Genomic DNA, 21,327 nt, shown 5'->3' on the forward strand with positions numbered 1-21,327 from the left:
GCGAAAGCGGGACGCCCGCCGTCCCGCGGCCGCATCGTCGGGGTCATGAACTTCCTCACCGACCTGATCGACTTGGTCCTCCCCGAAAGCTGCGCCGGCTGCGGCGGGGCTCCCGTCCTGCTGTGCGACGCCTGCGCGATGCCGCTGCGAGCGCCTGCAAGGCCCGTGAGGACGACGCTGGACGGGCTGCCGCCCCCGTGGACGGTCGCCGCCTACGAGGGCCCTGTGCGGCCAATCCTGGCGGCCTACAAGGAACACGGCCGCACGGCCCTCAGCGTCCCACTCGGCGAGGCCCTGGCCGCAGCCGTCCATGCGGCCCTGGCACCGCATTTCGCCCCTGGTCCCCGCGACGGAGACCAGGGTGTGAGGCCGTCCCGGCGAGCGGCCGTGCGCGGCGACCGCGAGTTCCGCGTGGGTCACGACCCGCCGATGGTGGTCTGGGTGCCGTCGAGGCGCGGTGCCGTCCGGCGGCGCGGCCACGACGCCCTGCGAGGGGTGGTGGAGGTCGCGGTGCGGCGGCTGCACACCGCGGGCGTGCCCGTGATCGGCGTGGACGCCTTGAGGCAGCGCGGCCGGGTCGCCGATCAGGCCGCGCTGACGGCGGCACAGCGCACCGCCAACCTGCGAGGCGCCCTCGAAGCCGGACCCCGCACCGAGGTCGCGGGCCGCAGGGCCGTGCTGGTGGACGACGTGGTCACGACCGGCGCCTCGCTCACCGAGGCGGCCAGGGCGCTGCGCGCGGCCGGAGCCGAACCGCTGGCCGCCGCCACCATCGCGGCGACCCCTCGCCGCCGCTGACCCCCACGGCCGCGGACCCTCGCGGACGCTGATCCGCGGCCGGGGATGGGTGACTTTCTTCACGTTCGGGGGAGGAGGTGCAAGGTAGTTACATGGAGTAGTTGGAAGGTGGTCTGCTTTGTCACGGCTTGATGGGTTATTCCGGTCACACCGGGCCATCTGGGGAGTAGAGATTCATCAAACTCACCGGATGGCCAGTTCCATCTGACCTGCGCGGGTATCGGGGGCGCAACTGCCGCGCACACGGGGGTTCACGGCATGTGATGGGACGTCCGTGAGGCGGCGGGGGTACCCGCTGCGGCAGGCTCCGATGACGGTCAGTGAGTTTTTCCTCCGTCCACCCTCCTGACATTCGTGGCGTAAGGGGTTAGCGTTCCTGACATGGCACCCGCCCGGGTCCGTGGTTGCGTTGGATCGCAGTGCTCGTCAGGAGCACGACAAGTGATCCGGCTAGCCGATGCCAGGCGCAGGCGAAACGGCCCACGTAAGGCGACTTCTCGTCGACCGATCACGGTGCGCCTTAGAGGTAAGTCCTGCCCCGCCGGGGGATCCGACATCCCCCGAACAGGGAGAAGGGCAGTAGTGGCGAGAGCGCCGCGAGCCCCTCAGCAGGCGGATGTGGGGACGAAGACCAGGTCGGCCGGGCGGGTGCGACCCACCGTCCTGTGGTGCCCGTCCGGGGCAGTCAGGGATCCCGGACAGGGCCTACCCGCAACCGGGAGAAGGGGGGTCCCGCGTGAACATCACCGTGAGGGGCCGGCACACCGAGGTCAACGACAGGTTCCGTCGGCACGTCGACAACAAACTGGCCAAGATCGAGCGGCTCGACCAGAAGGTCATCCGCGTGGACGTGGAGGTGTCCGAGGAACATAACCCGCGGCTCGCCGATCAGCGCGAAAGGGTCGAGCTCACGATCCGCTCCCGAGGCCCGGTGATCCGGGCCGAGGCCGCCGCCGACGACCGCTACGGAGCCCTGGACCTGGCGCTGGACAAGCTCGAGTCGCGCCTGCGCCGCGACTCGGAACGGCGCAAGGGCCACAGCGGCAAGGGCCGCGCCAAACTCGCGACGATGGAACCGCTCCCCGACACCCTCCCGGAACCGGTCCCCGAACCCGCGGCGGCCGTCCCGGAGCCCGCCGTAGACGAGGAAGAGCCGGTGAAGGTCTCGCCGGACGAGAACCTCGTCCCGATCCCCATGGACGGCGACGGCCCCCTCGTCGTCCGCGAGAAGTTCCACAAGGCCGAGCCGATGGGCATCGAGCAGGCTCTCTTCGAGATGGAACTCGTCGGCCACGACTTCTTCCTGTATCGAGACAAGGCCAGCGGGCACCCCTCGGTCGTATACCGGAGGAGAGGCTGGGACTACGGAGTCATCCGGCTCGTCGAAGAGTGATGCGGCACTCGCACCACGTCACAACCCGAACCATGTAATGATCTGAAAAGGCTTACCGGCCGATCCGCGGACGCGGTGGTCCGGGGGGATCCGGTACGGCGCGAGCGACGCTCGCCCGGCCGTCACGGGCCCTCCCGGTCACCGCTCCGCGGCGGCACGTCCACCGGGCTCCGGCCCGCGGCGATCCACCCGGGAACCTCCCGGGGCGCACAATAGTTTCACCGGGGGACACCCCGGCCCGAAATCCCCCGGGTTCGCCCCCGGACCCCGTAAGTTCCCGAGGACGACCCGTCGGAGACAACCCTCCGGTAGTTCCAGATCGCTGAATAGTGAAGGGGGGAAGCGGCGTCTCCTCCACGCCGCGACTCTGGTGAGCGAGAATCCCGAGGCTCGCGACGCCGCGGCGGTACCCCGTCAAGCCGGGGGCCGGCAACGCGACGCCGGCGCCGCCCCCGCCGACCGGGAGGCGGCACAGGCGGCCGGAGCGGCCGATCCGATCCGTGTGCTCATCGTCGACGACCATGCGCTGTTCCGCAGAGGCCTGGAGATGGTCCTGCAAGGCGAGGACGACATCGAGGTCATCGGTGAGGGCGGCGACGGGCACGAGGCCGTCGAGATGGCCGGTGACCTGCTGCCGGACGTCGTCCTGATGGACATCAGGATGCCGCGCCGCAGCGGCATCGAGGCGTGCACCGCCATCAAGGACGCCGCGCCCAGCGCGAAGATCGTCATGCTGACCATCAGCGACGAGGAGGAGGACCTCTTCGAGGCGATCAAGGCCGGGGCCAGCGGCTACCTGCTGAAGGAGATCTCCATCGACGAGGTCCCCCAGGCGGTCCGCGCCGTGCACGGCGGGCAGTCGCTGATAAGCCCGTCGATGGCGTCCAAGCTCATCACCGAGTTCGCCGCGCTGGCCAAGCGCAGCGAGGAGCGCACACAGCAGGTCCCCGCGCCGCGCCTCACCGAACGCGAGATGGAGGTGCTGCGGCTGGTCGCCCGCGGTCTCGGCAACCGGGAGATCGCGCGCGAGCTGTTCATCTCCGAGAACACCGTGAAGAACCACGTCCGCAACATCCTGGAGAAGCTCCAGCTCCACTCGCGGATGGAGGCCGTCGTCTACGCCGTCCGGGAGAAGCTCCTGGAGATCACCTGAGCCCGATGCGACCGGCAATCGGCTTTTGTCGGTGTTGTGCCGTAGCATCGCCGGCGTGGTAGAGCTCAGCGCGGACGAAGCACGGCGGCTCCAGCTGCGCGCCCAGGGACTCCTGGGCGCGCGCCCGAAGGGCGGCGTACCGGCGATGCTGGAACGGCTCGGCGCCGTCCAGCTCGACACGATCTCGGTCCTGGCCAGATCCCACGAACTGGTCCCCTACGCCCGCCTGGGCCTGGTCGGTCGCGACGCCATCGAAGCCGCCTACTGGGGCGCTCCCTCAAACGCCACCCCCGGTCAGGGCACCCCCGGTCAGGGCACCCCCGGTCAGGGCACCCCTGGTCAGGGCGCGTCCGGCCAGGGCACGTCCGGTCAGGGCGGGCCCGGCCGGAAGGCGGCCGGGCGTGGGGCGTTCGAGTACTGGGCGCATGCGGCGTCCGTGCTGCCCATGGACGACTGGCCGCTCTTCGCCTTCCGGCGGCGTGCCTACCTGCGCCGCGGATGGCGTTGGCACAAGGTGCCCGAGGGTGTCTGCGACCAGATCCGCGACCGCCTGAAGGCGGACGGGCCGCTGACCACCAGGGAACTCGGCGGCGCCAAGGCGAGCGCCGAGTGGTGGGACTGGAGCGACCACAAGATCGGCATCGAGTGGCTGCTGGACATCGGCGAGGTCGTCTGCGTCGAACGCGTCGGCTGGCGGCGCGTCTACGACCTCGCGGAACGGGCCGTCCCATCCGATCTCCTCGCCCGGGACCCCGGCGACGACGCCTGCCTGACGGCCCTCGTCGCGCGAGCGGGACGCGCGCTCGGCGTGGCGACCCGCGGTGACCTCGCCGACTACTACCGGATCAAGCAGGACCAGGTGGACCGGGTGATCGACGGAACCGGGCTCGTCCCGGTCACGGTCGCCGGGTGGTCCCAGCGGGCGTGGGCCGACCCCGACGCGCTGGGGGCCCCGCCGCGCGGCAGGCACGTCACCACCCTGCTCTCGCCGTTCGACTCCCTGGTCTGGGACAGGGCCCGCGCCTCACGCGTCTTCGGCTTCGACCACCGCCTGGAGGCGTACGTCCCCAAGGCCAAGCGCGTCCACGGCTACTTCGCGATGCCGCTCCTGGCCGGCGGCCGCCTCCTCGGACGAGTCGACCCCGCCAGGGAGGGGCGCACCCTCATCGCCCGCCAGGCGTCACTGGAACCCTGGGCCACCCGCACGCCGTCCCGCACGGAGACCTCGGCCGCCGCCCTCGCCACGGCACTGTGGCGCGCCGCCGCCTGGGTCGGCTGCGACGACGTCCGGATCGAACGGACCGACCTGCCCCCCGCCCTGATCCGATCGGCCCTGAACGGCGCCACCCCGGCCTGACCCCGAGGCGTCCGCGTCGCGGCGAGATGGCGGACGGGGGAATCCGGCGCGGTTTTCACGGTGTTTCACAGGGTGACGAGCGGGGGGTCCGTTCGGGTCAGCCGTGCGGGGTCTTCGGGTCAGCCGTGCGGGGTCTGCTGGGGGTCGGTGGCGACGGGGCTGTCGAGAACCTCGCCCTCGCGACCGCCGCGGCGCTTCCCGGAGCGTCCGCCGAACAGGGAGTAGTCGACGATCTCGGGGATGACCCGGGGCGCGTCCACGACGACGTCGGAGAACAGGTGGACGAGCCAGCTGAACAGCAGGCCGGCGACGATGATGCCGGCGCCGACCCAGAACATGATCCACATCGGGCCCAGGCAGAGCGCGACGCCGCCCACGACGAAGCCGGCGAAAATGATGGCGACCGCGGCCCACGAACCGGGCCGGCCGGCGTGCGATCCGTGCGACTCTTCGGACATTGCGTCTCCCTCCGTGGCGTGAAGAGATCCTCTCCGGGACCCGGAACATCAAACGGGACCCGTTGTGGATTGCGCTGTGGAGTGACCTAGACCATTCTGGGTCTCGCCTACGATGGGCATCGTACGTGTGGTGTGCGTGCCGCCTGGAGCGGTGAACCACGATCTGCAAGGAGCCTTCGAGAGTGCCGCCAGTCATCGACAAGATCCTTCGTGCGGGCGAGGGAAAAACCCTGCGCAAGCTCAAGAAGCTCGCGGATCAGGTCAACTCGATCGAGGAGGACTTCCTCGAGATGAGCGACGCCGAGTTGCGCGAGCTGACCGACAAGTACCGGGAGCGTCTCGCTGACGGCGAGTCCCTGGACGATCTGCTGCCCGAGGCGTTCGCGACCGCCCGCGAAGCCGCCAAGCGCGTTCTGGGGCAGCGGCACTTCAACGTCCAGGTGATGGGGGGTGCCGCCCTGCACCTGGGCAACATCGCCGAGATGAAGACCGGTGAGGGCAAGACCCTGACCGCCGTTCTCCCGGCCTACCTCAACGCCCTGTCCGGCGACGGCGTCCATATCGTCACGGTGAACGACTACCTGGCGAAGCGCGACGCCGAGTGGATGGGCCGCGTTCACCAGTTCCTGGGTCTCGACGTCGGTGTCGTCCTCCCGCAGATGACGCCGGACGAGCGCCGCGCTGCCTACAACTGCGACATCACCTATGGGACGAACAACGAGTTCGGGTTCGACTACCTGCGCGACAACATGGCGTGGAGCCTTGAGGAGTGCGTGCAGCGCGGCCACAACTTCGCGATCGTGGACGAGGTCGACTCGATCCTCATCGACGAGGCCAGGACCCCGCTGATCATTTCGGGGCCGGCCGAGCAGAACTCCAAGTGGTACTCGGAGTTCGCCAAGATCGCTCCCCGGTTGAAGCGCGCCGAACTGGTCAGCACGGCCGGGCAGGTCGACGAGTACGGCCCGGGCGACTACGAGGTGAACGAGAAGAAGCGCACGGTCGGCATCACCGAGTCGGGTGTGGAGAAGGTCGAGGACTGGCTCGGCATCGACAACCTCTACGACTCCGTGAACACGCCGCTGGTGAGCTTCCTCAACAATGCGCTCAAGGTCAAGGAGCTGTACAAGCGCGACAAGGACTACGTCGTCATGAACGGCGAGGTCCTGATCGTGGACGAGTTCACCGGGCGCATCCTGCACGGCCGCCGCTACAACGAGGGCATGCACCAGGCCATCGAGGCCAAGGAAGGCGTGGCGATCAAGGACGAGAACCAGACTCTCGCCACGATCACCCTGCAGAACTACTTCCGCCTCTACAGCAAGCTGTCCGGCATGACGGGCACCGCCGAGACCGAGGCGGCGGAGTTCAACAAGACCTACAAGATCGGCGTCGTGCCGATCCCGACGAACAAGCCGATGATCCGCGACGATGTCGCGGACGTCGTCTACAAGACCGAGCAGGCCAAGTTCGAGGCCGTCGTCGACGACATCGCCGAGCGGCACGAGAAGGGCCAGCCGGTCCTGGTCGGCACGACCTCGGTGGAGAAGTCCGAGAAGCTGAGCAAGATGCTCAAGCGGCGCGGCATCCCGCACCAGGTGCTGAACGCCAAGCACCACGAGCAGGAGTCGGCGATCGTCGCGGAGGCGGGCCGCAAGGGCGGCGTGACCGTCGCGACGAACATGGCGGGACGCGGCACCGACATCATGCTCGGCGGCAACCCCGACTTCCGCGCCGACCTGGAGCTGCACCAGCGCGGGCTGTCCCCGCTGGAGACGCCCGACGAGTACGAGGCGGCGTGGCCGGAGGCGCTGGAGAAGGCCCAGGAGGCCGTGAAGGGCGAGCACGAGGAGGTCGTCGACGTCGGCGGCCTGTACGTCCTCGCCACCGAGCGGCACGAGTCGCGGCGCATCGACAACCAGCTGCGCGGACGGTCCGGCCGGCAGGGCGACCCGGGCGAGTCCCGGTTCTACCTCTCGCTGGAGGACGACCTGATGCGGCTGTTCAACTCGGCCCGCGTCGAGTCGATCATGACCCGGCTGAACATCCCGGACGACGTGCCGATCGAATCCAAGATCGTCACCAATGCGATCAAGTCGGCGCAGAGCCAGGTCGAGCAGCAGAACTTCGAGATGCGCAAGAACGTCTTGAAGTACGACGAGGTCCTGAACCGGCAGCGCAAGGTCATCTACGCCGAGCGCCGCAAGGTGCTGGAGGGCGCCGACCTGCACGAGCAGGTCCGCCGCATGATCGACGAGGTCGTCGCGGGCTATGTCGCGGGCGCCACCGGCGAGGCCTTCGCCGAGGAGTGGGACCTCGACAAGCTGTGGAAGGCGTTCAAGCAGCTCTACCCGATCGGGATCACGGTCGACGACCTGGTCGACGACGAGACGGACGGCGAGCTGTCCGGCCTGGACGCCGAGACGCTGGCCGCGAAGATCCGCGACGACGCCGAGGCGGCCTACGACAAGCGCGAGGAGGAGCTCGGCTCCGAGGTCATGCGGGAGCTGGAGCGCCGCGTCGTCCTGTCGGTCCTGGACCGCAAGTGGCGCGAGCACCTCTACGAGATGGACTACCTCCAGGAGGGCATCGGCCTGCGGGCCATGGCGCAGCGCGACCCGCTGGTGGAGTACCAGCGTGAGGGCTACGACATGTTCAACGCGATGCTCGACGGCATCAAGGAGGAGTCGGTCGGCTACCTCTTCAACCTCGAGGTCGAGGTCGAGGACCAGCCGGAGGCTCCGGCCGTCGGCGCCAAGCCCGTCTCCGTCGCCAAGTCCGCGACCGCCACCGAGGACTCGGCCTCCGCCGAGGACGACGTGGAGGAGGCGGACGACGTCCCGGCGATCAAGGCGAAGGGCCTGGAGAAGCCGTCGCGTCCGAAGAAGCTGGAGTACTCGGCCCCGACCGTCGACGGTGAGGGCGGCGTCGAGCACCACAGCGAGGAGACGAAGGACGAGTACGCGGACGTCAACCGCAACGACCCGTGCCCCTGCGGCTCGGGCAAGAAGTTCAAGCGCTGCCACGGCGACCCGCGCAACAAGAACAAGTAGGACCCTGCGAAGCGGCCTCCCGAATTCCGGGAGGCCGCTTTCGCTTTGCTCACCGCCTGCGGGTGTCAGCCCGTGGCGGTGGTCTCCAGGGCGGTGCAGCGCCATCGGCCGCGGGTGTGCTCCAGGCGGAGCGCCAGTGCGTGGGCGCGTCCGGAGACGACCACGACGGCCGTCGCCTCCGCGACCGCCATGGCGGGTCGCTGCAGCCGTGTGGACAGCACCTTCGGCGGGACGATCCGTCCGGCGCGCCGGTCCTTGCCCCGATGCCGGGTCATGTCCCGGCACACCGCGGGGACGGCGATCAGGGACAGCTGTGTCGGCGGGCGCGTCCCCGCCAGGATCTCCACGACGAGCCGTACGGCCGTTTCCGCCACGGCCTGGAGTTCGACGTCCATCCCGTCCGACGGGCGCACGAGCCGCAGCCTCGGCGGCCGTGCGGGGGGCGGTGCCGCGGGACGCAGCGCCAGTGCTCCGCGCGTCTCGCCGGACGGCGGTGCGGCGCGGTACCGGATGATCCGGACGGCGGAGGACGTGGCTGGACGTTGACGCATGCGAAACCTCCTGGCTCGTTTGAAGACAGGAGTCGCGAGACGCGCGATAAATACACGCTGACCGCATGCGGCCTGCCGCGTAACGCGAAGGCGGCGGGACGCCTGTGGAGCGTCCCGCCGCCTGGGAGCCGAGTCCCGGACAGTGCGGGGAGTCCGGGACTCGGGGGAGCCGGGCCGGTGGGCTGACCGGCCCGGAAGGGGGCGCCGCGGGGGATGAGGGGCCCGCGGCGCCCCGAGGAGCGGGTCAGGCGCCGGAGGGGGCTTCCTCCGGGGCGTCGCCGGGGGGCGTCTCCTTGCGGTCCTTCTTCGCGCTGCTCTTCGCGGCGCCGGCCATCTCCGGGTCGGCGGCGGGGTCGACGGCCGTCGACTCCTCGCCTTCGGGTTCCCGGCCGGGTGTCGCGAAGTTGAACTTCTCGATCATGAACTTGAAGATGAAGTAGTAGAGGAAGAAGTACAGGACGCCCATGCCGAGGATGAGCAGCAGCCCCTCGGTGTTCTCCTTGCGGGCGTTCAGCAGCAGGTCGATGAGGCCCGCGGAGAAGCCGAAGCCGAGTTGTGCCCCGGCGGCCTCCAGGATCGCCATCGAGATGCCGGTGAGGACGACGTGCACCGCGTACAGGACGGGCGCGACGAACATGAACGCGAACTCGATCGGCTCGGTGACGCCGGTGATGAACGCGGTGAGCCCGGCGGAGACCATGATTCCGCCGACCGCGGGACGGCGGTGCGCGGGGGCGGCGCGCCAGATGGCGAGGGCCGCGCCGGGCAGGCCGAACATCAGCACGGGGAAGAACCCGGCGAGGAAGCCGCCCGCGTCGGGGTCGCCGGCCAGGTAGCGGTTGATCTCGCCGGTGACGGTGCCTTCGGGCCCCTCGTAGGTGCCGAACACGAACCAGATGAGCGAGTTCGGGATGTGGTGGAGGCCGAACGGCAGCAGGAGCCGGTTGATGACGCCGTAGATTCCGGCGCCGGCCGCGCCCGCCCCGGTGATCCACTCACCGAAGTCGGTGAGCCAGCTGCCGAGCACCGGCCAGATGAAGCCGATCGCGATGCCGAGCGCGAGGCCAGCGGCGGCGGTGATGATGGGGACGAACCGGCGGCCGCCGAAGAACGCCAGCCAGGTCGGCAGCTTGATCCGGTAGAACCGCTGGTACAGCAGCGCGGTGATGACGCCCATGAGGATGCCGCCGAGCACCTGGGTCGGGTTCGCGGCGCCCCAGTTGATGACCTGGGTCTCGGCGCCGTCGGCCACCGTGGTGATCAGGACGCTGTCCTTGAGCTCGTCGGTGTGCGAGAACATGATCTTGGACACGCGGTCGAAGACCAGGTACCCCACCACCGCGGCCAGCGCGGTGGAGCCGTCGGACTTCCTGGCGAAACCGATCGCCACGCCGACCGCGAACAGCAGGGGCAGGGCGGCGAAGAGCGCGTTGCCGGCCTCACCGACGATCTCGGCGACGCGATCCCAGCCGAGGCCGTCGGCGCCGAGCATGTCGGCCTGGCCGAAGCGGAGCAGGAGTGCGGCGGCCGGAAGCACCGCGATCGGCAGCATGAGGCTGCGGCCGATGCGCTGCAGCACGGCGAGAATGCTCGATCCTCGCCGTGGAGCGGAGTCCACTGTCGTCGAAGTCATCGCGAGATTCCTCCTCAGGGGGTTTTCAGGAGTGCGGCGGGGGGTTTCCGAGGGCCGTATGGATCTGGTAGCGGTCCGCCCTGTAGGTCGATACGCCCAGCTCGGCGCACACACCTCCGGTGTACGAGCGGCGTTGCAGGAGCAGCACGGCGCTGCCCTTGGGGATCTGCAGCTGCCTGGCGTCGGTGGCGTCGGCCAGGCTGGCGTCGATGGTCTGGTCGCCCGCGTCGAAGACCAGCCCGTACACCGCTTCGAGTACGCCGTACAGCGAGCGGTCGGCGAGGCGGCGGTCGAGCAGGTCGGGGGCGAGCGAGGCCAGGAGGTGGGAGCGCTCCACGGCCATGGGCTCACCGTCGGCGGTGCGCAGGCGTTCGATGACGTGGATCTCGGTGCCGGTTTCGATCTCGAAGATCCGGGCGAGGCGCGCGTCGGCCGGGACCGTGCGGCGGTCCAGGTCGATCGCGCCGGGACGCAGGCCGCGGGCCAGCATGTCCTCGGTGAACGAGACGAGCCGCAGCGGCATCTCGATCTTGGGCCGGGCCACGAACGTGCCCTTGCCGGGGACGCGGTAGAGCCGGCCTTCGGAGACGAGCTGGTCGACCCCCTGGCGGACGGTCATGCGGGACAGCTCGTACCGGGCGCACAGTTCGCGCTCCGACGGGATCGGGGCGTCGACGGGCAGTTCCGCGCTCTCGATGAGGTCGAGAAGGATGGCGCGGAGCTGGAAGTACTTCGGTACGGGGCTGTTCGGATCGATGGTCGTCACGAGGGTCCTCGATGGCCGGCGGCCAAATCGATGGGATTCGCCGGGTTTCGACGGGTATGAGGTGGATGGAGTTTCGGGCGGTCTTCGGACGTACGTACTGGTCTAGGCCGGACTAGACCACAGGATCGAAAGTCATGTCAATGCACGAATTCGTAACGACCGGATCACGTCCTGACGCCCGCAAGATCGAAGGAACTCCCAGGTCAGAACGGATTTTCGGATGCCCTGTCCGCTTTGCGGGCCGGTGGTGAGACCCCGTCGCCGACCGTCAGAGCGGAGGCGCCCTCCCCGGACGGGCGGTTCCGAACCGGTTCGTCCGGCGTCTTGCGGCCACCTTCGTCTCGTGGAGTATGGTACGAACTGGTCTAGTCCGGACTAGACCAGCAGAACCGGCCGGAACGACCAGCGATCGTCGTGTCGCGGAGAGTGCACAGCCATGGCATCACTACTGATCACGGCCTCCGACGTGGTCGTCACTCCCGCGGACGCCCCCACCCGGGTGCTCTCCCCGGGATTCGTCCGCGTCCACGACGGTGTGATCGCCGAGGCCGGCGAGGGACCCGCCCCCGGCACGCCCGACGTCGAGCTGGCGGACGGCCTGCTCGCGCCCGGCCTGGTCGACATCCAGGTGAACGGGTACTTCGGCCACGACATGGCCGACGCGGACGAGGCCGGCTGGCACACCGTCGTCTCCCGCCTCCCCGAGACCGGCGTGACCGCGTTCATGCCCACCTTCATCACCGCCCCGGTCGAGACGCAGGCCAAGGCCCTGCGCCGCACCCGCGACCTCCTGCCGGACCTGCCGGACGGGGCGCGCGTCCTCGGCGTCCACCTCGAAGGCCCGTTCCTGTCCGAGAAGCGCAAAGGCGCGCACAACCCCGTCCACCTGACCGACCCGGCGCCCGAGGCCATCGCGGCGCTGCTGCAGACCGGGCTCGTCAAGCTGCTCACCCTCGCGCCCGAACGCGACGGCGCGCTGGAGGCGATCCGCACCCTGACCGAAGCCGGTGTCCTGGTCAGCGTCGGGCACAGCGACGCCACCGCCGCGCAGGCCGCCGCCGCGGCCGACGCCGGCGCCCGCAAGGTCACCCACATCTTCAACGCGCAGACCGGCGTCCACCACCGCGACCCGGGCGTGGCCGTGCAGGCCCTGATCGACGACCGGCTGAGCCCCGGCCTCATCCTCGACCTGCACCATGTCGCACCGGAGGTGGCCGCACTGGTGTTCCGGGCCGCGCCGGGACGGGTCGTGCTCGTCACCGACGCGGCCGCGTCCGCCGGGATGCCGCCCGGCACCTACGACCTCGGCGGCGAGCCGATCACCATGCCCGAGCAGGGCCCGCCGCTGCGCGCCGACGGCACGATCGCCGGCTCCGGCCTCCGGCTGGACGAGGCGGTCGGCAACGCGATCGGCCTCGGCATCGGCACCGCCGCCGCGGTGGACGCCGCGACCCGCGTCCCGGCCGACCTGATCGGCCGCCGCGACCTCGGCCGGATCGCGCCCGGCGCCGCCGCCGACCTGGTCTGGCTCGGCCCGGACCACCGGGCGCGTACCACGTGGGTGGCCGGGCAGAGAGTTTTCGGAGGGGGATCATGACCAGTCAGATGCGCGCCGAGATCGGTGAGCAGCCCGACGCGCTGGCCCGCACGATCGGTGCGCTGCTGCCGCGCGTGCCCGACCTGGAGGCGCTGGCCCGGCAGACGCGGCAGGTGCTGTTCATCGCCCGCGGGTCGTCCGACAACGCGGCGGTGTACGGGCGGTACCTCATCGAGTCGCACGCCGGCCGGCTCGCGACGCTCGCCGCGCCGTCGATCGCGACGACCTACCGGCGCAGGCTGGACCTGGACGGCGTGCTGGCCGTGGCGATCAGCCAGTCCGGCAAGACCGAGGAGATCGTCGAGACGCTCGACTGGGCCGGGGACTGCGGCGCCCGCACCGTGGCGGTCACCAACGGCGACGGGTCGCCGCTGGCGGAGTCCGCCGAGGTCGCGCTGATCACCCAGGCCGGCGACGAGGTCGCCGTCCCCGCGACCAAGACCTACACGACCCAGCTCGCCGCGCTGTCGGTGCTCGGCCTCGGCCTCGGCGCGGACGTGGCCCTGGACGATCTGCGCCGCATCCCGGACGAGGTGGCCCGCGTGATCGCGCTGACCGAGGCGTCGCCCGCGCTGCCGGAGATGGTCGACGAGCTGGCGAAAGTCCCGGGCACGGTCGTGTCCGGGCGCGGCATCGCGTTCGGCACCGCGCTGGAGCTGGCGCTGAAGATCAAGGAGGCGTGCTATCTGCACGCCATGGGCCTGTCGTACGCCGACCTGCTGCACGGCCCGATCGCCGTCGTCGACGCGCAGACGCCCGCGCTGCTGGTGGCCGCCGACTCCGGCCCGACGCTGGCCGGCACCGTCGCGCTGGCCCGGCGGGTCGAGGGGGCGGGCGCCCACGCCTACGGCGTCGGCGGAGGCACGGAGCTGGCGGGGGCGTGCTCGGCCGCGCTGCCCGGCCCCGCGCTGCCCGAATGGGTCGCGCCGCTGGGGCTCATCGTCCCCGGGCAGATCCTCGTGGAGAACCTGGCACGCCGCCTCGGCATCGACCCCGACGTCCCCCGTGGCCTGAACAAGGTCACCCAGACAGACTGAACACGTCCCCGTCACGGCCCGCCGGGCCCACCCCGACTAGGAGAAGAACATGGACAAGGCCGAGGCCATCGTCGCCGCCCTGGGCGGCGCCGACAACATCGTGGAGATCGAGCCGTGCGCCACGCGGCTGCGCACCGAGGTCACCGACGCCGGCAAGGTCGACGAGGCCGCGCTGAAGAGGGCGGGCGCGCACGGCGTCATGCGCAGCGGCACCGTCGTGCAGGTCGTCGTGGGCCCCGAGGCCGACACCATCGCCACCGACATCGAAGACATCCTCGACTGACCCCGGCTTCGACCGACCCGTCCTCGACTGACACGAGGGGCCCCTCCAATGACCCGAGTAATGTCACCGGTGACCGGCCGGGCCGTCGGCCTGGCCGGCGTCCCGGACCCGGTGTTCGCCCAGGCCATGGTCGGCCCGGGCACGGCCGTCGACCCTGAACGCGCACCCGGCCACGCCATCGCGCCCGTCACCGGGAAGATCGTCAAACTGCATCCGCACGCCTACGTCGTGGTGGACGACGAGGGCCACGGCGTTCTCGTCCATCTCGGCATCGACACCGTCAAGCTGAAGGGCGAGGGCTTCGAGCTCCTCCTCTCCGAGGGCGACGAGGTCACCGCCGGGCAGCCGGTCGTCGCCTGGAACCCCGCGGTCATCGAGGCCGGCGGACGCTCGCCGATCTGCGCGGTCGTGGCGCTGGACGCGGGCGCCGACGCCCTGTCGGACGTGGTGGAGTCGGGCGAGGTGACCAAAGGCGCCGAGCTGTTCACATGGAGCTGACGGCATGGATCTGACGGCTGGAACCGGGGGGCCGGCCGCATGGCGGTGATCGGCCTGGGCGCGGCGGTGTTCGACCTCGACGGCACCCTCATCGACACCGAGCCGCGCAACCGCGCGATGTGGTCGCGGCTGTTCGACGCGCACGGCGTCCCCCGCGACGAGGCGCTGATCGCCTCGTTCGCGGGGCGCCGCGGGCTGGAGGTACTCGGCGACCTCGCGCATCTGTTCCCCGGCCGGACGGTCGAGGAACTGTTCGAGCAGGTGCTGTCCTACGGGGCGATGCCGGGGATGCCGCCGGCCGCGCCCGTCGCCGGTGCGGTCGGCCTCGTCCGGTCGCTGGCGGACGCCGGCGTGCCGCTGGCGGTGGTGACCTCGGGGCATCGCCCGTACGCCGAGGGCCTGCTGGACGAGCTCGGAATCCGCGGCCTGCTGGACATCGTGGTGACCGCCGGGGACGTCGCCACCGGCAAGCCGCATCCGGAGGGATATCTGGCCGCGGTGCGCGACCTGGACGTCCCGCCGGAGGAGACGATCGGGTTCGAGGACGCCCCGGCGGGCGTCGCGGCCGTCAAGTCCGCCGGGATGACCTGCGTGGGCGTCATCACCACGCAGCCGGCCGGGGCGCTCGCCGGGGCCGACCACGTGGTGCCCGATTTCAAGGAAGTGGACGTCGTGCCGGGCCCCGCGCTGCGGGTGCGCGGACTGAGAACACGGTGAAGAGCCGAAACGCCGTTGAGAGCGTTGAGCGTTATGAGCGGTGACCGCTATGAGCGATGAGGAGTGTGCAGTGAGCGTGCGCAACGTCAAGATCGAGTCGAGGGTGGGCCTGCACGCGCGGCCCGCCGCGCTGTTCGTGCAGACCGCGGCGCAGGCCGCGATGGACGTGACCGTGGCCAAGCGCGGCGGTGACCCGGTGAACGCCAAGAGCATCCTGGCGGTGCTGGGGCTGGACGCGCGGCACGGCGAGGAGGTCACGCTGTCCGCGGAGGGCGCGGGCGCGGACGAGCTGCTCGACAGCCTTGAGAAACTGCTGTCCCAGCCGGAGCCCGAGGGGGCCTGAGCCGTGCCGGACGTATTGCAGGGTGCGGGCGTCAGCCCCGGCGTCGGCGCCGGGCCCGTGCGGAGCATCGCCGGGGCCGTCCCGGAGCCGCCCGCCGGGTCCCGGCACGGCGGCGACGCGGCCGCCGAGCGGGACACGGCCCTTGCCGCGCTGGAGGCCGTCGCCGCCGACCTGGAGGAACGCGGCGGCCGCGCCGCCGAGGCCGGCAACGCCGCCGGGCGGGACGTGCTGAACGCGCAGGCGCTGATGGCCCGCGACCCCGGCCTCGCCGACGGCGTCCGAGCCAAGATCGACGAGGGGACGGCGGCGGCCCGCGCCGTCTTCGAGGCGTTCGGCTTCTACCGGGAGATGCTCGCCGGGGCGGGCGAGTACATGGCGGCCCGGGTCAGCGACCTGGACGACATCCGCGACCGCGCGATCGCCCGGCTGCTCGGGCTGCCGGTGCCCGGCGTCCCGGAGTCGGCCGAGCCGTTCGTCCTGGTCGCCCGTGACCTCGCCCCGGCCGACACCGCCGTCCTCGACTCGGCGCAGGTCGTCGCGTTCGTGACGGAGGAGGGCGGCCCGACCAGCCACACCGCGATCCTGGCCCGGACGATGGGCGTCCCCGCCGTCGTGGCGCTGCGCGGCGCGACGTCCCTCGCCGACGGCACCCGCGTGCTGGTGGACGGCGCCGCGGGGACGGTGCGGCCCGACCCGTCCGACGACGAGGTCGCCGCCGCCCGAGCCGCCGCGGCAGCCCGCGCGTCCGCGCTGGAGGAGTCCACCGGGCCGGGCGTCACGAAGGACGGTCACGAGGTCCCGCTGCTGGCGAACATCGGCGGCCCGAAGGACGTCGAGGCGGCGCTGGCGAACGGCGCGGAGGGCGTCGGGCTGTACCGCACCGAGTTCCTGTTCCTCGACCGCGCGGCGCCCCCGTCCGACGAGGAGCAGGAGGAGGCGTACCGGAAGGTCCTGGAGGCGTTCCCGGGGGGCCGCGTGGTCGTCCGGACGCTCGACGCGGGCGCCGACAAGCCCCTCGCGTTCCTGCCCGCTCCCGGCGAGGAGCCGAACCCGGCGCTCGGCGAGCGCGGACTGCGGATGATGCGCCGGCACCCCGACGTCCTGGCCGCCCAGCTCGCCGCCCTCGCCCGCGCCGCCGCGGGCCTGACGGCCAAGCTCCAGGTCATGGCCCCGATGGTGACCGACGCCGCCGAGGCCGCCTACTTCGCCGCCGCCTGCCGGGAGGCGGGCATCGAGCATCCCGGCGTCATGGTCGAGGTGCCCGCCGCGGCGCTCCGCGCCCACGATCTCGCGCCGGAGGTGGAGTTCTTCAGCATCGGCACCAACGACCTCACCCAGTACGCGTGCGCGGCCGACCGGCAGGTCGGCGGCCTCGCGCACCTCCAGGACCCGTGGCAGCCCGCCGTCCTCGACCTGGTCGCTCCGGCGGCCGGCGCGGGCGTCCCCTGCGGTGTCTGCGGCGAGGCGGCCGCCGACCCGGCGCTCGCGTGCGTCCTGGTCGGCCTCGGCGTGACGTCGCTGTCGATGAGCGCCCCGTCCCTTCCGCTGGTCCGGGCCGCGCTCGCCCGGCACACGCTGGACGAGTGCCGCCAGGCCGCGGCGGCGGCGCGCACCGCCCGCACCGCCGGGCAGGCCCGCGAGGCCGCCCGCAGCCACCTCCCCGCCCTGGCCGGCCTCGGGGTGTGACGGGCGGCGGGCCGAGGGGTCGCTGCTCGGGGAGCCGGGCGCGGGGGAGGTTCAGGCGTCGAGGACCCAGCGCCCGCCGTTCTGGCGGATGGTGTAGGTGTCCAGGAAGAACGCGTGGGGCGGGCCGCCCGGTTCCGGCTGGAGCCGGGCCGGCTCGCCCCGCCACTTCAGGTCCCGGTGCCGGACGGTGTAGGCGCCGTCCGGTTCCCTCTCGGCGGTCGGCACCGTGACGCCGCGCAGCGCGGCGACGTCCTCGGGACGGAGGCCCGCGCGGGCCCTGCCGAGGCCCGCCTCGCAGCCGCGTTCGCCGAACCGGGCGAGGTCGAATTCGTCCGACGTGTACTTGCACGCCGCCGTGCTCCCCAGGGCGATCGTGCGCAGGTACTTGTAGAGCGTCAGCCGCGCGGGAAGGCTCTCCTCCGGCGACGCCGCGCCGGCGTCGGAGGCGACCCGGGAGTCGCCGGGCTCGGGAGTGAGCGGCGGCATCGTGATCTCGTTCTCGCCGCCGCAGGCGCCGAGGACCGCGAGCAGGAGCACCGGAACCAGAAGCGGGGCCGCGAAGGACGGACGGGTGCGCACGGGGACCTCCTGGGGGCGTGAAGGCGCGCCGATCCTCCCAGGTGGGGCGTCTTCACGTCCATGCCGCTACCCGTAGCGGAGGCCGTGCCCCACGGATTCGCCGGCCACCGGGACCGGGAGCCTGCCCGCCGGGTTCGCCGCGCCGCTCAGCACCTTGGCGAGCGCCTTGACCGAGACGGCGCTGGACGAGTACGCGGCGAGCGTCGCCTCCGCGCCCCCGGCGGCGCCGAGGTCGTAGGGCAGGCCGAGGGCCGCGACGACGACCGGCCCCGGCCCGAGCGCCCGGACCCGGGCGGCGGTGGCCTGCCCCGCGTTCTTCGTGGTCAGGACGGTGACGTCCGCCGAACCCGGGGCCGTCGTCGTGACGCCGTGCCTGCGCAGCGCCGTGCGGAGCGTGTCGCTCTCCGGGCCGGTGACCGCGACCTTCCTGCCCTTGAGGGGAAGGAGGCCGCCGTCGTTGCGGACGAGGGTGACCGCACGCTCGGCGACCCGCCGGGCGGTGGCCTTGTGCGCGGACGTGCCGATCACCGAGCCCGCCTTGGCCGGGTCGGCGGGCGTCTCCTGGAACAGGCCGCGCCGCTGCTTGAGCGTGAGGATCCGCGTCACCGACGCGTCCAGCCGCTTCCGCGTGATCTTCCCCGTCCGGACGGCCTTCACCACCGCCCGGTGGGCGCGCGGCAGGCTCGGCGGCATCAGCAGCTGGTCGGCGCCGGCGTTGATCGCCCGGACCGGTACCTCCGCGTCGCCGTACTTCTCGCGCACGCCCGCCATCTCCAGCGAGTCCGTCGTGATCACGCCCCGGTAGCCGAGCGTGTCGCGCAGCAGCCCGGTCAGGACGGTCTTCGACAGCGTGGCCGGGTCGCCCGACCGGTCGAGCTTCGGCACGACGATGTGCGCCGTCATGATCATGTCGACACCCGCCGCGATCGCCGCCTTGAACGGAGGCGCGTCCAGCCGCTCCCACTCCTTGCGGGAATGCTTGATCACGGGCAGGCCGGTGTGGCTGTCGGTGGCGGTGTCGCCGTGTCCGGGGAAGTGCTTGGCGGTGGCCGCGATCCCGGCGGCCTGGTAGCCGCCGACCGCCCCGGCCGCCATCTTCGACACCAGCGCCGGGTCGGAGCCGAACGAGCGCAGCCCGATCACCGGGTTGCGCGGGTTCACGTTCACGTCGGCGTCCGGCGCGTAGTCGAGGTTGATGCCGATCGCGCGGAGCTCCGCTCCGGTGACCTGGGCGGCGGCGCGGGCCTGCGCGGGGTCGCCGGTCGCGCCGAGGGCCATGTTGCCGGGGAACCGGGTGACGAACGGGGTCCGCGAGACGATGCCCTGCTCCTCGTCCACGCCGAGCAGCAGCGGGATGCCGGACGCCTTCTGCAGCGCGTTCGACTGCGCGGCCGTCTTCGCCGGGGTGCTGATGTTGCCGGGGAAGTAGATCAGCCCGCCGACGTGGTACTTCTTGATCTTCTCGACGGCGTCGGCACGGCTGGAGAACGTCGGCACGAACAGCTGCCCGACCTTCTCGGCCACGCTCATCTTCGCGACACGGCCGGGGATCCACGCGTCCGGCGCCGGCGTCCCGGTCGAGCCGGGCGTGCCGGACGGGGCGGACGACGTCCGTCCGCCCTTGCCGCCCTCGCCTCCGCCGCCGCAGCCCGCGGCCGTCGCAAGGGCCAGCGCCGCCGCCGCGAACGCGAGTGGAGTGGAAACACGCACCTGACCAGGCCCCCCGACATGGTCTCGGTTCCTCGGTCGCATCGGTCGTCGTGACGTTATGCGTTCCCCGCTCCGCTGTCGAACCGACCTTCCGCGCCCGGGGGCGACCGGCGCGCGGGCCGGGCCGATGGTCCCACCGGACCCGGCCCCATCGGGACCGCTCCGGCGGATCTGGTTCCACCGTGGTAACACATCAATCGCGATGGACCCCAGGACCGCAGGCAGATTGCTGATCTGGTGGGGTCCATCGCGATGAACCTGACGGCCTCGATGCCGTCTACTTCGGGGGGGCCGGGCCGGGTCGGGTCAGCCGGGCCGGGGCCGGTGGGCCGGGGAGGAGGGCTCAGCCGGGCAGGGGGTGGCCGAGGCGGCGCAGCGCCATCCCGGCCGCGCCGACGGCGCCGTCGCCCGCGCAGCGCGGCGCCGCGGCGAAGCGGTCGCGCAGCCCGGTACGGACGGCGTCGGCGACGGGTCCCTCGCGGAGCACCGAGCCGTGCATGACGACCGGTGCGGAGGGGTCGGACAAGGCCGGGCGCACCGCGTCCACGTCGCGGAGCAGCCACTGCGCGGCCTCTTCGGTGATGCGGCGGGCCACCGGGTCGCCGGCGGCCGCGGCGGCGGCGACCACCGGGCCGAGCCGGCCCAGGGCCGAGGGCGGGCGGCCGTACACCTCCTTGATGATCGCCTGGGCGAGCCGGGGGTCGGGCGGGGGCCCGGGCACCTCCGGATGTCCCGGAGGGCCGGGCACCACCGGATGTCCCGGCGGCCCCAGCTGGCCGGGCGGCCCGGGATGGCCCGGCGGGCCGTGCGCGCCGGGCGGCCCGTGCGCGCCGCCGCCGGACGGGGGATAGGGCCCGTTTCCGGGCGGTGGACAGGAGGCGCCGGGAAACAGCACGACCGTGCCCGCGCCGTTCGACGGGACGCGGCCACCGCCTCCGCCGGGGGAACCCCCGCCGGAGGAGATAACGGTGGCCTGCGACAGGACGGCGGAGCCCGGTGACGGCGAAGGGGCGCCGGCCATGGCCAGCGCCCTTGGGGGACGGGGTCTTCGCCTGTCCGAGTCGATCTCCGCGACCACGGTGGCGCCGAGCAGGGCCCGGGGGACCGAATCGGTGAGCAGCGTCGGGGAGCCGCGGCCGTCGTAGGCGGCGAGCGCCGCCCGCACGGCCTCCTTTCCCAGCCACACCGCCGAACCCTCGTCCCCGACGAGCCAGCCGTAGCCGTCCGCGCGCTGCACGATCGTCCCGTCGTTGATGACCGCCGCGCCGGCGCCCGTGCCGGAGAACACCACGATGCCCTTGGGCTCGCTGGTTCCGGCGGCGAACGCCACCGCGATATCGGTCACCACCGCGGGCGAGCCGCGCAGTCCCACGGCCTGCCATGCCTGCCGCGCCGCCGTGACGGCGGCGGGCCGGCCGGCCGATCCCGCCCCGGCGATCCCGAAGACGCCGGTGAGGATGTGGGTGCGGTCCAGGTCCCCGAGCGCCTCCCGCAGGGCGGTGGTCAGCGCACCGGCGGTGTCGCCTCCAGAGTTGGGGTTGGCCCCGGGGCCGGTGCCGGAACCGGCCAGGGCACCCCCGAGCGTCAGCACGACGCAGCGGGTCTTCGTGCCACCCGCGTCGATACCGACCACGTAAGGACCGGCCAAATGGGTCAACACATGGCGACCGTAGCCTTTTCTACCGTTGACGTGACATCCTGCACGTAAGAAAATT

The 21,327-nt window shown here is 72.0% G+C and carries 19 protein-coding genes; 12 read left to right on the forward strand and 7 right to left on the reverse strand.

Translation table 11 applies throughout. From position 1 onward, the window contains the following. Positions 1–45 precede the first annotated feature (45 nt). The 4 genes from ACGFK0_RS03970 (at position 46) to ACGFK0_RS03985 (ending at position 4,701) form a co-directional block, all read left to right on the forward strand. Entirely contained in the window at positions 46–798 is a 753-nt protein-coding gene (locus tag ACGFK0_RS03970; RefSeq protein ID WP_392899751.1) for a ComF family protein, read from the forward strand. A gap of 736 nt (positions 799–1,534) precedes the next feature. Then, positions 1,535–2,191: a ribosome hibernation-promoting factor, HPF/YfiA family gene (hpf, locus tag ACGFK0_RS03975; RefSeq protein ID WP_392899754.1), complete on the forward strand. Its 657-nt coding sequence runs from the start codon at positions 1,535–1,537 to the stop codon at positions 2,189–2,191. A 496-nt stretch (positions 2,192–2,687) separates the two neighbouring features. Next, a complete protein-coding gene (locus ACGFK0_RS03980; protein ID WP_207933348.1) occupies positions 2,688–3,344 on the forward strand; it encodes a response regulator transcription factor in 657 nt (218 codons plus the stop codon). Positions 3,345–3,399: 55 nt separating this feature from the next. Continuing rightward, the gene (locus tag ACGFK0_RS03985; RefSeq protein WP_392899758.1) at positions 3,400–4,701 is read left to right on the forward strand and encodes a winged helix-turn-helix domain-containing protein; all 1,302 of its coding nucleotides are present in this window, start codon (positions 3,400–3,402) and stop codon (positions 4,699–4,701) included. 119 nt (positions 4,702–4,820) lie between these two features. On the opposite strand, the gene ACGFK0_RS03990 is transcribed toward ACGFK0_RS03985, so the two are convergent. Next, positions 4,821–5,159: an HGxxPAAW family protein gene (locus ACGFK0_RS03990; RefSeq protein WP_392899761.1), complete on the reverse strand. Its 339-nt coding sequence runs from the start codon at positions 5,157–5,159 to the stop codon at positions 4,821–4,823. Between the two features lie 182 nt (positions 5,160–5,341). On the opposite strand from ACGFK0_RS03990, the gene secA reads away from it, so the two are divergent. Beyond that, positions 5,342–8,212, forward strand: coding sequence for a preprotein translocase subunit SecA (secA, locus tag ACGFK0_RS03995; protein WP_392899763.1), 2,871 nt, complete (start codon positions 5,342–5,344; stop codon positions 8,210–8,212). A gap of 65 nt (positions 8,213–8,277) precedes the next feature. On the opposite strand, the gene ACGFK0_RS04000 is transcribed toward secA, so the two are convergent. From ACGFK0_RS04000 to ACGFK0_RS04010, 3 genes are all read right to left on the reverse strand, one after another. After that, positions 8,278–8,763, reverse strand: a complete 486-nt coding sequence (locus tag ACGFK0_RS04000) for an Rv3235 family protein (protein ID WP_392899766.1) — start codon at positions 8,761–8,763, stop codon at positions 8,278–8,280. A 244-nt stretch (positions 8,764–9,007) separates the two neighbouring features. Next, positions 9,008–10,396, reverse strand: a complete 1,389-nt coding sequence (locus ACGFK0_RS04005; RefSeq protein WP_392899769.1) for a PTS transporter subunit EIIC — start codon at positions 10,394–10,396, stop codon at positions 9,008–9,010. Positions 10,397–10,421: 25 nt separating this feature from the next. Continuing rightward, complete coding sequence (locus ACGFK0_RS04010) at positions 10,422–11,162, reverse strand: GntR family transcriptional regulator (RefSeq protein ID WP_392899772.1); 741 nt, start codon at positions 11,160–11,162, stop codon at positions 10,422–10,424. Between the two features lie 436 nt (positions 11,163–11,598). Here ACGFK0_RS04010 and nagA point away from each other — a divergent pair, with 436 nt between their 5' ends. The 7 genes from nagA (at position 11,599) to ptsP (ending at position 17,323) form a co-directional block, all read left to right on the forward strand. After that, complete coding sequence (gene nagA / locus ACGFK0_RS04015; protein WP_392899775.1) at positions 11,599–12,759, forward strand: N-acetylglucosamine-6-phosphate deacetylase; 1,161 nt, start codon at positions 11,599–11,601, stop codon at positions 12,757–12,759. After that, on the forward strand, positions 12,756–13,796 hold the full coding sequence (locus ACGFK0_RS04020; protein ID WP_392899778.1) for an SIS domain-containing protein: 1,041 nt from the start codon (positions 12,756–12,758) through the stop codon (positions 13,794–13,796). The genes nagA and ACGFK0_RS04020 overlap by 4 nt, the downstream gene beginning before the upstream one ends. A 49-nt stretch (positions 13,797–13,845) precedes the next feature. Further along, on the forward strand, positions 13,846–14,079 hold the full coding sequence (locus tag ACGFK0_RS04025; RefSeq protein ID WP_131952497.1) for a glucose PTS transporter subunit EIIB: 234 nt from the start codon (positions 13,846–13,848) through the stop codon (positions 14,077–14,079). Between the two features lie 48 nt (positions 14,080–14,127). Beyond that, positions 14,128–14,577, forward strand: a complete 450-nt coding sequence (locus ACGFK0_RS04030) for a PTS glucose transporter subunit IIA (protein ID WP_392899782.1) — start codon at positions 14,128–14,130, stop codon at positions 14,575–14,577. A gap of 39 nt (positions 14,578–14,616) precedes the next feature. After that, positions 14,617–15,294 (forward strand): HAD family hydrolase, encoded by a 678-nt coding sequence (locus tag ACGFK0_RS04035; protein ID WP_392899786.1) that lies wholly within the window; start codon positions 14,617–14,619, stop codon positions 15,292–15,294. Positions 15,295–15,364: 70 nt separating this feature from the next. After that, positions 15,365–15,637: an HPr family phosphocarrier protein gene (locus ACGFK0_RS04040; RefSeq protein WP_392899788.1), complete on the forward strand. Its 273-nt coding sequence runs from the start codon at positions 15,365–15,367 to the stop codon at positions 15,635–15,637. A gap of 3 nt (positions 15,638–15,640) precedes the next feature. Then, positions 15,641–17,323, forward strand: a complete 1,683-nt coding sequence (gene ptsP / locus ACGFK0_RS04045; RefSeq protein WP_392899790.1) for a phosphoenolpyruvate--protein phosphotransferase — start codon at positions 15,641–15,643, stop codon at positions 17,321–17,323. A gap of 51 nt (positions 17,324–17,374) precedes the next feature. Here ptsP and ACGFK0_RS04050 read toward each other — a convergent pair whose 3' ends face one another. From ACGFK0_RS04050 to ACGFK0_RS04060, 3 genes are all read right to left on the reverse strand, one after another. Continuing rightward, positions 17,375–17,902 carry a hypothetical protein gene (locus ACGFK0_RS04050; protein ID WP_392899791.1) on the reverse strand — a complete coding sequence of 176 codons (528 nt, stop codon included), beginning with the start codon at positions 17,900–17,902 and terminating at the stop codon, positions 17,375–17,377. A gap of 66 nt (positions 17,903–17,968) precedes the next feature. Then, a complete protein-coding gene (locus ACGFK0_RS04055; protein ID WP_392899794.1) occupies positions 17,969–19,612 on the reverse strand; it encodes a glycoside hydrolase family 3 protein in 1,644 nt (547 codons plus the stop codon). 343 nt (positions 19,613–19,955) lie between these two features. Further along, positions 19,956–21,272, reverse strand: a complete 1,317-nt coding sequence (locus ACGFK0_RS04060; protein ID WP_392899797.1) for an N-acetylglucosamine kinase — start codon at positions 21,270–21,272, stop codon at positions 19,956–19,958. Positions 21,273–21,327 lie beyond the last annotated feature (55 nt).

It is taken from the genome of Spirillospora sp. NPDC048823 (assembly GCF_043198445.1).
In the GTDB taxonomy this organism is placed as follows: domain Bacteria; phylum Actinomycetota; class Actinomycetes; order Streptosporangiales; family Streptosporangiaceae; genus Spirillospora.

Bases quoted from the DNA above. Each gene is read 5' to 3' on its own strand.
- ACGFK0_RS04000 (WP_392899766.1), bottom strand. From the start codon at position 8,763: ATGCGTCAACGTCCAGCCACGTCCTCCGCCGTCCGGATCATCCGGTAC.
- ACGFK0_RS04020 (WP_392899778.1), top strand. From the start codon at position 12,756: ATGACCAGTCAGATGCGCGCCGAGATCGGTGAGCAGCCCGACGCGCTG.
- ACGFK0_RS04025 (WP_131952497.1), top strand. From the start codon at position 13,846: ATGGACAAGGCCGAGGCCATCGTCGCCGCCCTGGGCGGCGCCGACAAC.
- nagA (WP_392899775.1), top strand. From the start codon at position 11,599: ATGGCATCACTACTGATCACGGCCTCCGACGTGGTCGTCACTCCCGCG.
- ACGFK0_RS04005 (WP_392899769.1), bottom strand. From the start codon at position 10,396: ATGACTTCGACGACAGTGGACTCCGCTCCACGGCGAGGATCGAGCATT.
- ACGFK0_RS04030 (WP_392899782.1), top strand. From the start codon at position 14,128: ATGACCCGAGTAATGTCACCGGTGACCGGCCGGGCCGTCGGCCTGGCC.
- ACGFK0_RS04035 (WP_392899786.1), top strand. From the start codon at position 14,617: ATGGCGGTGATCGGCCTGGGCGCGGCGGTGTTCGACCTCGACGGCACC.
- ACGFK0_RS03970 (WP_392899751.1), top strand. From the start codon at position 46: ATGAACTTCCTCACCGACCTGATCGACTTGGTCCTCCCCGAAAGCTGC.
- ACGFK0_RS03990 (WP_392899761.1), bottom strand. From the start codon at position 5,159: ATGTCCGAAGAGTCGCACGGATCGCACGCCGGCCGGCCCGGTTCGTGG.